This is a genomic window from Pseudomonas sp. TE3552, from assembly GCF_056278945.1.
In genome coordinates this window covers 896,128-910,182 of record NZ_JBWBQJ010000001.1, presented here as the reverse complement: position 1 = coordinate 910,182, position 14,055 = coordinate 896,128, and the positions used below count along the sequence as shown (strand labels likewise).

At 57.5% G+C, this 14,055-nt stretch carries 13 protein-coding genes; 9 read left to right on the top strand and 4 right to left on the bottom strand.

The annotated features are described in order from the left end of the window. Positions 1-66: 66 nt before the first annotated feature. From ACZ9BB_RS03985 to ACZ9BB_RS03975, 3 genes are all read right to left on the bottom strand, one after another. Positions 67-957, bottom strand: a complete 891-nt coding sequence (locus ACZ9BB_RS03985) for a pseudouridine synthase (RefSeq protein WP_476212635.1) — start codon at positions 955-957, stop codon at positions 67-69. Between the two features lie 72 nt (positions 958-1,029). Then, the gene (locus ACZ9BB_RS03980) at positions 1,030-1,350 is read right to left on the bottom strand and encodes a transcriptional regulator (protein WP_476212634.1); all 321 of its coding nucleotides are present in this window, start codon (positions 1,348-1,350) and stop codon (positions 1,030-1,032) included. 160 nt (positions 1,351-1,510) lie between these two features. Then, a complete protein-coding gene (locus ACZ9BB_RS03975; RefSeq protein WP_476212633.1) occupies positions 1,511-1,753 on the bottom strand; it encodes a glutaredoxin family protein in 243 nt (80 codons plus the stop codon). A 210-nt stretch (positions 1,754-1,963) separates the two neighbouring features. Here ACZ9BB_RS03975 and ACZ9BB_RS03970 point away from each other — a divergent pair, with 210 nt between their 5' ends. Beyond that, positions 1,964-3,676 carry a cation:proton antiporter gene (locus ACZ9BB_RS03970; RefSeq protein WP_476212632.1) on the top strand — a complete coding sequence of 571 codons (1,713 nt, stop codon included), beginning with the start codon at positions 1,964-1,966 and terminating at the stop codon, positions 3,674-3,676. Position 3,677: 1 nt separating this feature from the next. Here the strand turns inward: ACZ9BB_RS03970 and ACZ9BB_RS03965 are convergent, their stop codons facing one another. Next, positions 3,678-4,886, bottom strand: a complete 1,209-nt coding sequence (locus ACZ9BB_RS03965; RefSeq protein ID WP_476212631.1) for an ammonium transporter — start codon at positions 4,884-4,886, stop codon at positions 3,678-3,680. A 306-nt stretch (positions 4,887-5,192) separates the two neighbouring features. Between ACZ9BB_RS03965 and ACZ9BB_RS03960 the strand changes: the two genes are divergently transcribed. The 8 genes from ACZ9BB_RS03960 (at position 5,193) to ACZ9BB_RS03925 (ending at position 14,024) form a co-directional block, all read left to right on the top strand. Then, complete coding sequence (locus ACZ9BB_RS03960) at positions 5,193-5,507, top strand: ElaB/YgaM/YqjD family protein (RefSeq protein ID WP_476212630.1); 315 nt, start codon at positions 5,193-5,195, stop codon at positions 5,505-5,507. Between the two features lie 2 nt (positions 5,508-5,509). Further along, positions 5,510-5,899, top strand: coding sequence for a phage holin family protein (locus ACZ9BB_RS03955; RefSeq protein ID WP_476212629.1), 390 nt, complete (start codon positions 5,510-5,512; stop codon positions 5,897-5,899). Beyond that, positions 5,896-6,237: a hypothetical protein gene (locus ACZ9BB_RS03950; protein ID WP_476212628.1), complete on the top strand. Its 342-nt coding sequence runs from the start codon at positions 5,896-5,898 to the stop codon at positions 6,235-6,237. Before ACZ9BB_RS03955 ends, ACZ9BB_RS03950 begins: the two co-directional genes overlap by 4 nt. A gap of 123 nt (positions 6,238-6,360) precedes the next feature. Continuing rightward, a complete protein-coding gene (locus ACZ9BB_RS03945; RefSeq protein ID WP_476212627.1) occupies positions 6,361-7,524 on the top strand; it encodes an EAL domain-containing protein in 1,164 nt (387 codons plus the stop codon). Positions 7,525-7,591: 67 nt separating this feature from the next. Then, complete coding sequence (locus ACZ9BB_RS03940) at positions 7,592-8,923, top strand: deoxyguanosinetriphosphate triphosphohydrolase (protein ID WP_476212626.1); 1,332 nt, start codon at positions 7,592-7,594, stop codon at positions 8,921-8,923. A 171-nt stretch (positions 8,924-9,094) separates the two neighbouring features. Next, the gene (locus ACZ9BB_RS03935; protein WP_476212625.1) at positions 9,095-9,499 is read left to right on the top strand and encodes a response regulator; all 405 of its coding nucleotides are present in this window, start codon (positions 9,095-9,097) and stop codon (positions 9,497-9,499) included. Between the two features lie 245 nt (positions 9,500-9,744). Continuing rightward, positions 9,745-10,371, top strand: coding sequence for a response regulator (locus ACZ9BB_RS03930; RefSeq protein ID WP_476212624.1), 627 nt, complete (start codon positions 9,745-9,747; stop codon positions 10,369-10,371). A gap of 8 nt (positions 10,372-10,379) precedes the next feature. Then, positions 10,380-14,024, top strand: a complete 3,645-nt coding sequence (locus ACZ9BB_RS03925; RefSeq protein WP_476212623.1) for a transporter substrate-binding domain-containing protein — start codon at positions 10,380-10,382, stop codon at positions 14,022-14,024. The last annotated feature ends 31 nt before the right edge of the window (positions 14,025-14,055 follow it).

Below are 14,055 nucleotides of genomic sequence, written 5' to 3'. Positions count from 1 at the left end.
GAAAAGCCCGCTTTTTAAGCGGGCTTTTTCATGGCTGAAGAAAAGCAGCATCGCCAGCCTCTGTCATCACCAATCCAGAGTGATGGTGCTTTCAAATACTCTTTCCTGTCCCGTGACCGGGTCGACAAATCGCAGCCCCTGGGCCAGCAGCTTCAAGGGGTTGGCGTAGTCATCTTCTACGTCCTTGAGTACCTGCGGATAGAACGGGTCATTGCAGATTCCGGCACCCAAGGCAGCCATGTGCACTCGCAACTGATGTTTCTTGCCCGTCACCGGGTAAAGCGCGTAACGCCAGAGCTCACCGTTTTTTTCCCTGACTTCGATAGCTGTCTCGGTATTGCTGACGCCCGGACCTTCCTGCATGCGAAAGAACGGCTCGCCATCAATGAGTCGACTTTTATGGACCATTGGAAAAGTCAGTTCAGGCAATGCCCGGGCGATGGCTTCGTAGCGTTTTTCGATCTGTCGTGTAGGAAACAACGACTGATACGCCGAACGACTCTGAGGGTTGGCTGAAAATAGCACCAGCCCCGCCGTATGCCGGTCAATGCGATGCAAAGGCACCAGATGCGGGTTATCCAGTCGACGGATCAGCCGTCGCAGCAATGTCTGCTCCACGTATTCACCCGCCGGAGTCACCGGCAGGAAGTGCGGTTTGTCCGCCACCACCAGATGCTCGTCAGCGTAGAGGATCGACTCCAGCACCGGGATCGGTTTTTCGTCCGGCACCTCACGGAAATAATGAATCCGCAGACCTTCCTTGTAAGGCAGGTCCAGGGCGATCGGCGTGCCTTGCCCATCGAGGACACGACCACGAGCGATTCTGTCCAGCCATTGTTCACGACCGATAGCGCTGAAGTGTTCGCACAGGCAATCGAATACGGTCTGCCACGAACCAGGCGGCAGATAGAGGGTGCTGGCCTGATTGTGTGCAGCAGAAAAAGATGAAGTGGACATACGAAAAGCTCTAACCCTCAATGCAGAGCGGCATTATCCAACAGTGGCCGGAGCGAACCTAGCAGAGAATCCTCAGGCCGGTATCAATCGGATTCGAGCGGCCGCGTCGGTGAACTCCTTGAGCCAGCGCAACACATCGACCGCTTCCCAGCGACCCGGATCATAAAGCGCGTACAACAGACCCTGATAGCCCACGACATCCAGTTGCCGGTGATAGCCCGCACGCTGGAACAAGGCTTCGATTTCGGCGAAACAGGTATTGAAATGCAGCTTGTTGAAGGGCGTTTTTCCCTCCGTGACCAGACCATCCAGGCGCAATTCGAGGACGGCCTCGCGTACCACGTCCGCCGACATCCGGTTCACGCTGTTTTTCAATTGCTCGACATTGACCACATTTCATCCCTCTGACGTCCGGGATCATCTGCCCAAACCCGAACAGGGAGAAGCATGGCAGGCAATCCGAATAACTGTATGCGCATACAGTAACCGAATAACCAACCTTTCGCCAACGAATGAAACGAGGATCGCGACAGGTGGGGCATCGCCAGCAGTGTCAGGATTCGCGCAGGAACGCCACCACCTGCTCGGCACTAAACGGCCAGCCCAGTTCAGCGCCGGTATCGACCCGTCGCAACACCGGAATACGCAGACTGTAAGCTTCGAACCAGGTTTCATCGTCGGCGATATCCACCAACTCCACCAACAGACCACGCTCGACAAATTCCATCAGCATGGCTTCGGCGACTTCACAAAGATGGCAACCAAGGGTGCCGAACAGCTGACATTCAGGAAGCATGATGACCAGACCAAACGAAGTAAGCGCTCATTCTAGGCCTGCCATCAAACGCAGTCGAGCCGATGCCCCCACGTGTCCGGGCAATGGCTGATTTCAAGAGTTTTCGGCAAACTTCTGATGCAAATCATTCGCCTTGACTGTCATTTGCGCGATGCTCGCGCCTTTTTTACCTCTACCCTTGAGTAGCCAGAACCCTCACCGGAGCTTTTTGTGTACGCCAACCTGTTGATCATCCTCGCCTCCTCCCTGGTGGTGATTGCGCTGTTCCAGCGCCTGCGATTGCCACCGGTGCTGGGCTACCTGTGCGTGGGGCTGATGATCGGGCCGACAGCGTTCAACTGGGTGAATGAAAGCGAAGAGTTGCCCGATCTGGCTGAATTGGGCGTGGTGTTCTTGCTGTTCTCCCTGGGGCTTGAGTTTTCCCTGTCGAAAATGCTCGCGCTGCGCCAGGTGGTGTTTGGCTTGGGCAGCCTGCAAGTACTGGGGTCCGGGAGCGTGCTGGGGGGTGTACTGATACTGTTCGGCATGCCGATCACGCCTGCCCTGTTACTCGGCGCTGGTCTCGCGTTGTCGTCTACCGCCATCGTCAGTAAGGAGCTGAGCAGCCTCGGTGAAATTTTCAGCCGTCACGGCCAGAATGCCATTGCCGTGCTGTTGTTCCAGGACGTGGTGGCTGTATTGCTGCTGACCCTGGTGCCGGTATTCGCCGGCAGCAGCGACCAGGCCTGGTATTGGGCGCTGCCATTGACGCTAGGCAAGACCCTGGTGCTGTTCGTCGGCCTGCTGCTGGTCAGTCGCTGGTTTCTGCCACGGCTGTTCCATGAAATCGCCGCGTCCCGGTCCGCGGAGCTGTTCGTATTATTGGCGCTGGTGATCGTTCTGCTGACAGCCTGGCTGACTCACCTGCTCGGCCTCTCCCCTGCCCTGGGCGCGTTTCTCGCCGGCATGTTGCTGGGGGAAAGCCATTATCGACATCAGATCGAGGCGGACATCCGTCCGTTTCGCGACATTCTGCTCGGGGTGTTCTTCGTCAGTATTGGCATGCTGATCGACTTGCGCTTGTTTGCCAGCCACGGCCTGCTGATTCTCGGCCTGACGCTGGGATTGCTGCTGATCAAAGGCACCTTGGTCGCGCTGCTGGTCAAATGGCGCGGCAGCGATGGCGAAACCGCCTGGCGCAGCGGCCTGGCATTGGCCCAGGGAGGCGAGTTCTGCTTTGCCCTGATGGCGCAGATGCAACAGAACAAACTGATGCCCGCCGACCTCGGTGGCCTGCTGCTGGCCGCCACTTTCTGCTCGATGCTGGCGACGCCTTTGCTGCTTCGCGCCGCTCCCCATATCGCCGCACACCTGCACCGCAAGCCCAACGAAGAAGCCGAACTCGAAGAAATCAGCGCACTCAACGCTGGCTTGCACAATCACGTAGTGATCTGTGGCTACGGCCGCGTAGGTCAATCCATCGGGCGCTTTCTGCGCCATGAACATCAACCCTACATTGCGCTGGACACCGACCCGGTGCGGGTGCAGGAAGCAGCCGTCGCTGAAAGCTGCGTTCATTACGGTGATTCACGTCGCGGCGAACTGTTGTTGGCGATAGGACTGGAGCGCGCCAGGCTGTTGGTGGTCGCCGTGGACAAGACTGACATCGCGCTGCTGATACTCAAGGAAGCACGGCGGCTCAATCCCATCGTGCCGATCCTGGTGCGCACACGGGACGACAGTCAGTTGGCCGAATTGAAGGCGGCCGGCGCCAGCGAAGTCGTACCCGAGTTGCTGGAGTCCAGCCTGATGCTCGCCTCACACGCGCTGGTCATGCTGGGCATACACGGTCAGCAGGTGCAAGACCGGGTCGACCAGGTACGACATGACCGCTATCGCCTGCTGCACGGTTTTTACCCCGGCGCTGACGATGAAGAAAATTGATTCAATCCTGACTCACGGCGCCGATCTTGTGCACCGACAAGTCCGCACCGTAATACTCCTCTTCCTGGCTCAGGCGCAGGCCATGGAGCGCCTTGATCGCGCCATACACCGCAAAACCTCCGGCCAGCGCCACGATCACCCCCACAGAGGTGCCAATCAACTGACTGATCAGGCTCACGCCTCCCACGCCACCCAAGACGGTTTGACCGAAGATACCGCAAGCGATCCCGCCCCAGACGCCACACAGCCCGTGCAATGGCCAGACACCCAGCACATCGTCGATACGCCATTTGCCTTGAGCCGCGGTAAAGCACCAGACAAACAGAGCCCCGGCGATGGCACCGGTCACCAAGGCGCCCACCGGGTGCATCAGATCCGAGCCGGCGCAGACCGCCACCAGTCCGGCCAACGGGCCGTTATGCAAAAAGCCCGGGTCATTGCGTCCCACGATCAACGCCGCCACGGTGCCGCCGACCATGGCCATCAGCGAGTTCACCGCCACCAGCCCGCTGACCCCTTGCAAGGTCTGGGCGCTCATCACGTTGAAGCCGAACCAGCCGACGATCAAAATCCACGAACCCAATGCCAGAAAGGGAATGCTCGACGGTGCGAATGCCACCAGTCGTCCGTCGCGATAACGACCTTGCCTCGGTCCGAGCAACAACACCGCCGCGAGTGCCAGCCAGCCGCCCATGGCGTGAACCACCACCGAGCCTGCGAAATCATGGAAACTGCTTCCAAAGCGTTCCAGCAACCAGGCTTGCAGGCCAAAGTTGCCATTCCAGATCATGCCTTCGAAGAAGGGGTAGATGAACGCCACGATCAGCGCCGTCGCACACAACTGCGGGACGAACCGGGCGCGCTCGGCGATGCCTCCGGAAATGATCGCCGGAATCGCCGCGGCAAAGGTCAGCAGAAAGAAAAATTTCACCAGCCCATAACCATGATCGGCAGTGATCACCGCCGCCGGCTGCATAAAAGTGACCCCGTAGGAAATCCAATAGCCTATAAAGAAGTAGGCCAGGGTCGAAATGGCGAAGTCGCTGAGGATCTTCGACAAGGCGTTGACCTGGTTCTTCTGTCGAACGGTACCGACTTCCAGAAAGGCAAAACCGGCGTGCATGGCCAAAACCATGACCGCACCGATAAGGATGAACAACGTGTTGGAGCTATGGACCAGACTGTCCACAGCACTTTGCAGATTTTCCATGGATTGGCAGACCTGAAGGCTGAAAAAAAGCACCAAAGCAGTTCGCGCAGATGGCCGGCGCACCAAGTTGCAGCTCATCCAGACCCAAGCGCTGGTCCGGATGAACCGATTTGGCGCACAAGAGCGAAGCCTCTACGCGAGTTTTGATTGTTTGAGTCAGGGTTTTCCTGAAATCATGCCCGGCAACAGCGCAGTAGCGCCGGCGGACGCACCACGACGTAGCAAAAGTTGTACCAGTCATTTGTACTGAACCTTCGCGCAAGGCTCATACTCGAACGCTTCACAAGCCACTTACGGAGATCACCAATGGCACGCATCAAGGCAAAGACTGCTCAAGAAATACTGATGGAAGATTTCCAGACGCTGGTCAGTGACACCGAGCGGTTGCTGGAACACACCGCCTCCCTGGCCGGCGATCAGGCCGATGAGCTGCGCGAGCAGATCCGCGACAGTCTGCTGCGGGCCCGGGAAACCTTGAAGCTGACCGAAGACTCTTTGCGCGAGCGCGGCCAGGCCGCTGTCACCGCCACGGAAGACTACGTCCAGGCCAACCCATGGCAATCGGTGGGAATCGCCGCTGGCGTGGGTTTCCTGATTGGCCTGCTGGCTACTCGGCGCTGATTATGGCGATTGGTGAATCCGACTCGTCCGCGACGGGTACCCGCTCCTCAACGCGACGCCTGGGTGCTGCCTTTCTTGGATTGCTGCATAGCCATGTCGAACTGTTCGGCATCGAACTGCAAGAACAAAAAGCCCGCACCGTAAGCCTGTTGCTGTTTGCAGGCCTGACGCTGGTCTTTGCCTTGTTGCTGCTGGTGGGCTTGTCGACACTGGTATTGATCCTGTTTTGGGACACCTACCGCCTGGCTGCGATCATCGGCCTCTGTGTGTTCTATACCCTCGCGGCGTTGTTCTGTGCGATGCGCTTGAGAGCGGCGATTTTCGATGAGTCCTCCCCCTTCCATGGCACCCTCGAAGAACTGGCCAACGATCGGGAGCGCCTGTTGCCATGAACTTGCCTGAACTTCCCCGCAACAGCTCGCGCACGGAAATGCGCAAGGCGCTGATCCGCCTGCGCATGGAAATGCATCGCCAGGAAATTCGCCACGAATCCCAACACCTGCTGCAACCCCTGCTACGGGTGCGTGGCATGACGCAAAACCTGCAAGACGGCTTCGGCATCAAACACGCTCCGCTCTGGGGCATCGCAGCCGTGATCGGGTTGGGCTTTCTGACCGGCAAGAGTGCCAAGGGCGGTGGCATCGGCAGCCTGACCCGGCTGGTTCGTCTGGGCGCCACGCTGGGGCCGCTGATCAAACTGGCCATGCAGATCTCTACGCGCAAACACTAATCAGTGCTGTCTGGCTGCATTCTTGCAATACCACCGGGATTGACCTCTTTACCCAGAGGTTAATCCTGCGTGCCTGACTGGCGACCAGGTTTATCCAGAACAAGACCTTACTAAGGAGGCCTCGTGATCGACGGGCAACCGCTCGCCTGCTTTCAGCCGTTCATCGATACCGCCACAGGCCGTATCGCTGGCGTCGAAGCACTGGGTCGACTGCGCCAGGCCGATGGTCAACTGACCTCGGTAGGACCGCTGTTCGCTGACCCTCGAACTCCCGCCATCGCCCTGCGTCGTCTCGATCGCCAGATTCGCGATAACGCCCTGAGCCGCTTGCATGAAGCGCCCTCGGACTGGTTTCTGAGCCTGAACATCTCACCTCGCTGGATCAGCCGCTTGCGCCGGGATCAGGAGTTGCCGAGTCTCAGACAACTGAGCAGGCACGGCGTCGACGCGCAGCGAATCGTCTTCGAGATCACCGAACTGGGCGGCGACAGCCAGCGTCTGGCAGAAGTCGTGGCGCGCTACCGACAAGCCGGGGCGCGGATCGCCATCGATGATTTCGGGGCCGGCTACTCTCAGCTCGATCGCGTGCTGACACTGCAACCGGACATTCTCAAGCTCGACATGCGGCTGTTCCAGGCCGCCGCTTTAGGTGGCCCCAGCAGCGAAGTGGTCAAGGCACTGGCGCAAATGGCGGAGAAAACCGGTTGCTGGATCATCGCCGAAGGCGTGGAAACCGAAGCCCAACTGAACTTTGCCCTGGAGTGTGGCTCACGCTACGTACAGGGTTTTCTGTTCGCCCGGGCACAAGCGGACTTCTTCGCCACAGACGCCTTTGTCGAGCGTTTCGCGCAATTACGCCAGCGTTATGTCCAGCAAAAACTGGCTGAGCGCGCTCGCCTGATGATCATGCGCCAGCAACTCAGCGAACTGATGGCCATCCTGCAAGCCTGGGCACAAGCCAACGCGCCCCTCAGCGCCTTGCCGCAATTGGAGGCGTTTCCCTGGCTGTTGCGTTTCTATCAATGCGACCGCCACGGCACGCAACTGACACCCAACCTGGAATGGCGCAACAACGGCTGGGAAGCCGATAACCGCTACCTGGGCCATAACTGGTCGTGGCGCCCGTATTTCTATCACTTACTGGCCGAGGGTTGGGATGAACGCCGCCTGACGCTTTCCAATACCTACCGCGACGCCACCAGCAATCAATACTGCCTCACCGCCGGGCAGTTTTTCGATAACGGCGAGCGGCTGCTACTCATCGATATTGACGCGGCCGGGCTCTAGTTCTCCTTGCAGGTACCGACACGAACCGGGAAGCTAGGGGATCAGTCACCTGACGGAGAAACCAGCCTTGGATTGGCAAACCCTGCTTACCCGCGAACGCCTCGGAAAGCCTGTGCACAGCCCGCAAGAACTCGGCCGTAGCCCTTTCCATAAAGACCACGACCGCATCATTTTCTCGGGCGCGTTTCGCCGTCTCGGGCGCAAGACCCAGGTCCATCCGGTCTCCAGCAACGATCACATCCATACGCGCCTGACCCATTCACTGGAAGTCAGCTGCGTCGGTCGCTCGCTGGGGATGCGCGTCGGTGAAACCATCCGCAGCGCCCTGCCCGACTGGTGCGAACCAAGCGATCTGGGAATGGTGGTGCAATCGGCTTGCCTAGCCCATGACATCGGTAATCCGCCCTTCGGCCACTCCGGCGAAGACGCGATCCGCCACTGGTTCCAACAGGCCGCGGGCCGTGGCTGGCTGGATGCCATGAGCGAAGTCGAACGCAATGACTTCCTCAATTTCGAAGGCAACGCCCAGGGTTTCCGGGTACTCACCCAGCTTGAATACCATCAGTTCGAAGGGGGCACCCGGCTGACCTATGCCACCCTCGGCACCTACCTGAAATACCCGTGGACCGCGCGGCACGCCGACTCGCTGGGCTACAAGAAGCACAAGTTCGGCTGCTATCAGAGCGAACTGCCTCTGCTGGAACAGATCGCTCAAAAGCTCGGCCTGCCACAACTGGAGGAACAGCGCTGGGCGCGCCATCCGCTGGTGTATCTGATGGAGGCTGCCGACGACATCTGCTATGCGCTGATCGATCTGGAAGATGGCCTGGAGATGGAGCTGTTGGAGTACACCGAAGTCGAGTCCCTGCTGCTGGATCTGGTGGGCGATGATCTCCCCGAAACCTACCGCCAGCTCGGCCCACAGGATTCGCGTCGGCGCAAACTGGCGATCCTGCGGGGCAAAGCCATCGAACACCTGACCAACGCAGCAGCCCGAGCCTTCGTCGAGCAGCAGGATGCGCTGCTGGCCGGCACGCTGCCGGGTGATCTGGTGGAACACATGCATGGCCCCGCCAAACGCTGCGTCCTGAATGCCAAGGACATGGCGCGCAAAAAAATCTTCCAGGACAAACGCAAGACGCTCCACGAAATCGGCGCCTACACCACCCTGGAGATTTTGCTCAACGCCTTTTGCGGCGCGGCACTGGAGCAGCACAACGGTCGTACACCCTCCTTCAAGAACCGCCGCATACTCGACTTGCTGGGCAACAATGCGCCCGATCCTAATGGCCCGTTACACACCGCCTTCTTGCGCATGATTGATTTCATCGCCGGCATGACCGACAGCTATGCCAGTGAAATGGCGCTGGAAATGACCGGTCGTTCAAGCCACGGATAAAAGCCTATCGATCAGCCGCGTCCGGGACACCTGAACGGCTGATCGATCTTCTCGATATTCATTTGTATTTCAACCTCGACAGAATCGCCCTACACCTTGTGCAGAGCGGACTGATCGATTGTTCGGCCATCTCGCGAAATAATCGCACTCCAACTGCTCGACAGATGAAGCATGAAAACTCCTATGTTCAAACACGATTGGCGCATCTTGCTGGTGGAAGATCATCCCTTTCAGTTAAGAGCGACTCAATACCTGCTCGAAAGCGATGGTTTCACTCAACTGACCGCCACTGACAGTGCCGCAGGCGCCTTGAAACAAATGTTCAAGTCTGCGCAACCGTTCGACATTCTTCTGTGCGACCAATGCCTGCCCGACCTACCAGGCCTTGATCTGATCAAATATGCCAGTCATCGGGGAATGATCAGACAGGCAATACTTCTGAGCAGCCTGACATCCGTCGAACTGCACGAACTTGAAATAATGGCTTACGAACATGGCCTGCCCTTGCTGGGCTACTTGACCAAACCATTGAAACAATCAGACTTTATAAACCTGTTGACGTCGACCTCACAATAAAAACACACATTAAAACCATAACCAAAGTACAAATTAAAACCTACAACTCAATACTTTCAGATTCTTGACTACACCTACTCAACTTTCACCCCTTCCTCATTCAAAACCTAGTTGATACGTAGTCCTATTCTTCTTCATTTGTAGGACTTTTCCTATATTGCTGCTACAGGGCTGTCAGTTCATGCGACCCCTCAACTATCTGAGCTAAGGTGCGCGCTTTATTTGTGCACGTATGGGATTTGATTATGAACTCCGTTTTTATTGTCGACGATCACCCTGTCATCCGCCTTGCCGTTCGAATGCTGCTGGAACATGAAGGTTACAAAGTCGTCGGTGAAACTGACAATGGGGTCGATGCAATGCAGATGGTTCGTGAATGCATGCCCGATCTGATCATTCTCGACATCAGCATTCCCAAACTGGATGGGCTGGAAGTTCTTTCCCGTTTCAACGCAATGAGTACCCCCCTCAAAACACTGGTATTAACTGCACAGTGCCCGACACTTTTTGGCATTCGGTGTATGCAGTCCGGCGCATCGGGGTATGTATGTAAACAGGAAGATCTCAGTGAACTGGTCAGTGCGATCAAAGCAGTCTTATCAGGTTACAACTACTTTCCCAGTCAGGCCCTGAATCCTGTTCGCAGTGACGATGTACGGTGGGCAGATCTGGAGTTATTCAAGTCCGTTAACGATCGAGAGCTGATGGTATTACAACTTTTTGCCCAGGGCCGTACCAACAAGGAGATTGCCAAGGGTATGTTTCTCAGCAACAAGACGGTCAGCACCTATAAAAAACGACTCATGCAAAAACTCAAGGCCAAATCCCTGGTTGAACTCATCGATATGGCAAAACGTAACGCGTTAGTGTGAGAAACAGGATGCCCAGCCGCTTCAAGGATTATCTGATACTCATGGCCGCGGGTTTATGCCTGAGTACTTCAGCGCTCGCGGCACAGACGGCCAGCGAGTACTACACCCTGCTCAGTCGCTCGACGGCCGGGCACATGGAAGTCCAACTGGATACCTCACAACGACAATGGGTCAAGGATAAACATGAATTGATCCTGGGCACCTCGGCCCCGGACTATCCTCCTTTCGACCTGACCCTCAGCGGCCACGATTATGAAGGTTTCACCGCCGATTACGCGGGCATCCTCGGCAAGGCTATAGGGTTGCCCGTCAAGGTTCAGCGCTTTGCATCCCGAGGGGCCGCGATCGAGGCACTGGAAAAAGGCGAGGTCGACATGCTCGGCACCGCCAATGGATTCGAGGCCGACAATGCCGACATTGCCCTGTCCACGCCTTATGCAGTGGATCAACCCGTACTGGTGACACGAGAAGGAGAAACCAGGTCACTGACCGATGGACTTGCCGGCATGCGGCTTAGCATGGTGTATCACTATCTGCCGCTGGACGAGGTCAGGGCGCTGTATCCGAAGGCAATCATCACCTCCTACCCGTCCTACCAGAATGCAATCAACGCGGTTGCCTTCGACCAGGCCGATGTTTTTCTCGGTGACACCATTTCAACCCATTACATGATCAACAAGGGGTATTTGAACAACATCCGCATGGCCAACTTCGGTAAACACGAAGCCCATGGCTTCAGCTTTGCCGTGCAAAAGAACAACCCGGATCTGCTCGGCATCATCAACGCCGTACTCAAGGCCATCCCCACCAGCGAGCGAGATAACATCGCCAAACGCTGGAGTGCCGGCAGCGACATTCTTCTCACCGATCAAAAACTGCAACTCACCCAGCGCGAAGAACGCTGGCTGGCGCAAAATCCAGTCGTGCGCGTGGTGGTCAATGAAGCGTTTGCGCCGCTGACGTTTTTCGACAGCGACGGCAACTTTCGTGGCGTCACGGCTGACCTGCTCGAGTTGATCAGATTGCGTACCGGTTTGCGTTTCGAGATCCAGCGCAGTCGAAGTGATGACGAGATGATCGAGCAAATCGCTAACCATCAAGCCGACCTGATCGCCGCCCTGCTCCCCAGCGCCCAACGTGAAACAGCGTTGAACTTCAGCCGCCCTTATCTGGAAAACTCCTTCGTCCTGTTGACGCGCAAAGCGCCCGACAGCCCGACGAACCTCACCCAACTACAAGACAAGCGCCTGGCCATTGCCCAAGGCAATCCACTGGTGGATTACCTGCGCCGCGAGTTCCCGCGGATCAACCTGATTGAAACCCCGGACACCTTCAGCGCCGTGGAGTTGCTCGCCGAGGGCAAGGCCGAAGGTGCGGTGAACTCATTGGTGATCGCCAACTACTTCATCTCCTCGCGGATCTTCGAACAGACACTTCAGATCAGCACGACCATTGGCACCCGACAAGCAGCGTTTTCCCTGGCGACCGGGCGCGACGCCAAAGAACTGAATGCCATCCTCGACAAAGCACTGCTGAGCATCGCACCGGAAGAGCTGGGCATTATCAACAACCGCTGGCGTGGTTATTCGGCGGCCTCGCAAAGTACCTGGCGCAACTATCACCGAGTGTTTTATCAGATCGTTACAGGCGCCGGCGTGTTGCTGCTGATATCCGCCGCCTGGAACGCCTATATGAGACGCCAGATAAAACAGCGGCAAGCGGCCGAACGTGCATTGAACGATCAACTGGAATTCATGCGATCACTGGTCAATGGCACGCCTCACCCCATTTACGTGCGTGATCGCCAGGGATTACTGCAAAGCTGCAATGACAGTTATCTGGAAACCTTCTGCACGAAGCGCGAAAACATCATCGGTAAAGGCGTTATACCGGGCACCCTGAGCAATGCCTTCGAAGCACGGGAGTATCAGGCGGACTACCAGCGCGTCATGGCCGAGGGTACGCCGTTGATTCTCGACCGCCCGTTGCACATCGGCGAGCGCAAGCTGACGATCTATCACTGGATTCTTCCCTATCGAGACTCGAGCGGTGACGTGCAAGGCGTCATCGGCGGCTGGATCGACATCAGCGAACGGCGGCAGCTGTTCGATGAACTGCGGGCGGCTAAAGAACGGGCCGATGAAGCCAACCGGGCGAAAAGCACCTTTCTGGCGACCATGAGCCATGAGATCCGCACGCCCATGAATGCGATCATCGGCATGCTCGAACTGACGCTCAAACGCATCGAGCACAACCACCCGGATCGGCCGGCCATCGACGTCGCGTATAACTCGGCGAAAGACCTGCTGGAGCTGATCGGGGACATTCTCGATATTGCACGCATCGAGTCCGGGCGTCTGAGCCTGAGCCCGGAACGGGTCAATCCGGGTGAAACCATCGCCTCGGTGGTGCGGATCTTCGACGGGCTGGCCCGACAGAAAAATATCGTGCTGCAACTGGAATTCAACCCCGTCAAACCGGCGACCGATGTCCTGTTGGACCCGATGCGTTTCAAGCAAGTGCTGTCCAACCTGGTCAGCAATGCCATCAAGTTCACGCAACAGGGCCAGGTCAGGGTCAGCGTCGAATTGCAGCCGACCGACACGCCCGACCGGGTCCATTTGCAGTTGCTGGTTGAAGACAGCGGCGCCGGGATCAGCGAGCAGGATCAACAGCGATTGTTCGAACCATTTGTCCAGGCCGAAAACTCCAGCCAGTTACCCAGAGGCGGCGCGGGGCTGGGCCTGGTGATCAGCCGCAATCTGTGCGAAATGATGGGCGGCAGTCTGAGATTGAGCAGTCAGCCGGGAATCGGCACACAGGTCCGGGTGTCGCTGGACCTGGCAACCCTGCCGCCGGAACAGATACCAGAACGTATCGAGCCGCAAATTCTTCCCAGTGCTGCCCCGTTGAACGTTCTGGTGGTCGACGATCACCCGGCCAATCGCTTGCTCATGTGCCAGCAACTGGAGTTTCTGGGGCATCGGTTCATTGTCGCAGCGGATGGCGAGGCAGGGTTCGAGGCGTGGAAGAATCAGCCATTCGACCTGGTGATCGCCGATTGCAACATGCCGATCATGAATGGATATGAGCTGGCCCGCGCCATTCGCCAACATGAACAGCACACGCAGCGCTCTCGCTGTACCGTTCTGGGTTTCACCGCCAATGCGCAGCCGGAAGAAAAACAGCGCTGCAAGCACGCCGGGATGGACGATTGCCTGTTCAAGCCCCTCAGCCTGACAGCCTTGAGTCAATGGATCGAAGGCATCACGCCGACATCCCGCGCCCCGACCTTCAGCCTGGAGGGGCTGCACCTGTTGACCGGTGGCAACCCGACGCTGAACCAGCGATTATTGACCGAGCTGCTGAACAGCAACCGCCTGGACCGCCAAGCGCTGCTGGCGTTGTCCCGGTCAAAGGATCGGCAGTCATTGCTCGACGTCGCTCACAAAATCAAGGGTGCGGCCCGAATCATCCAGGCTTCCCGATTGATCGACAGTTGCGAGGCGCTCGAAAAGGCCTGCAATAACCGGTTCCACCACGACGAAGTGGCTGATTGCAGCAAGTCCATGGAGCACGCGATGCTCGAACTGGAGCAGGCATTGCAACAACAGATGGCACGCCACAACAAAAGCACTATGACGGAGCGTTAACTATGCTTGAGGGCTGAGCAGTGTGTTAATC

Excerpts from the sequence above, each read along its gene's own strand:
- ACZ9BB_RS03985 (WP_476212635.1), bottom strand. The coding sequence starts at position 957 with ATGTCCACTTCATCTTTTTCTGCTGCACACAATCAGGCCAGCACCCTC.
- ACZ9BB_RS03975 (WP_476212633.1), bottom strand. The coding sequence starts at position 1,753 with ATGCTTCCTGAATGTCAGCTGTTCGGCACCCTTGGTTGCCATCTTTGT.
- ACZ9BB_RS03965 (WP_476212631.1), bottom strand. The coding sequence starts at position 4,886 with ATGGAAAATCTGCAAAGTGCTGTGGACAGTCTGGTCCATAGCTCCAAC.
- ACZ9BB_RS03960 (WP_476212630.1), top strand. The coding sequence starts at position 5,193 with ATGGCACGCATCAAGGCAAAGACTGCTCAAGAAATACTGATGGAAGAT.
- ACZ9BB_RS03955 (WP_476212629.1), top strand. The coding sequence starts at position 5,510 with ATGGCGATTGGTGAATCCGACTCGTCCGCGACGGGTACCCGCTCCTCA.
- ACZ9BB_RS03950 (WP_476212628.1), top strand. The coding sequence starts at position 5,896 with ATGAACTTGCCTGAACTTCCCCGCAACAGCTCGCGCACGGAAATGCGC.
- ACZ9BB_RS03935 (WP_476212625.1), top strand. The coding sequence starts at position 9,095 with ATGAAAACTCCTATGTTCAAACACGATTGGCGCATCTTGCTGGTGGAA.
- ACZ9BB_RS03930 (WP_476212624.1), top strand. The coding sequence starts at position 9,745 with ATGAACTCCGTTTTTATTGTCGACGATCACCCTGTCATCCGCCTTGCC.
- ACZ9BB_RS03925 (WP_476212623.1), top strand. The coding sequence starts at position 10,380 with ATGCCCAGCCGCTTCAAGGATTATCTGATACTCATGGCCGCGGGTTTA.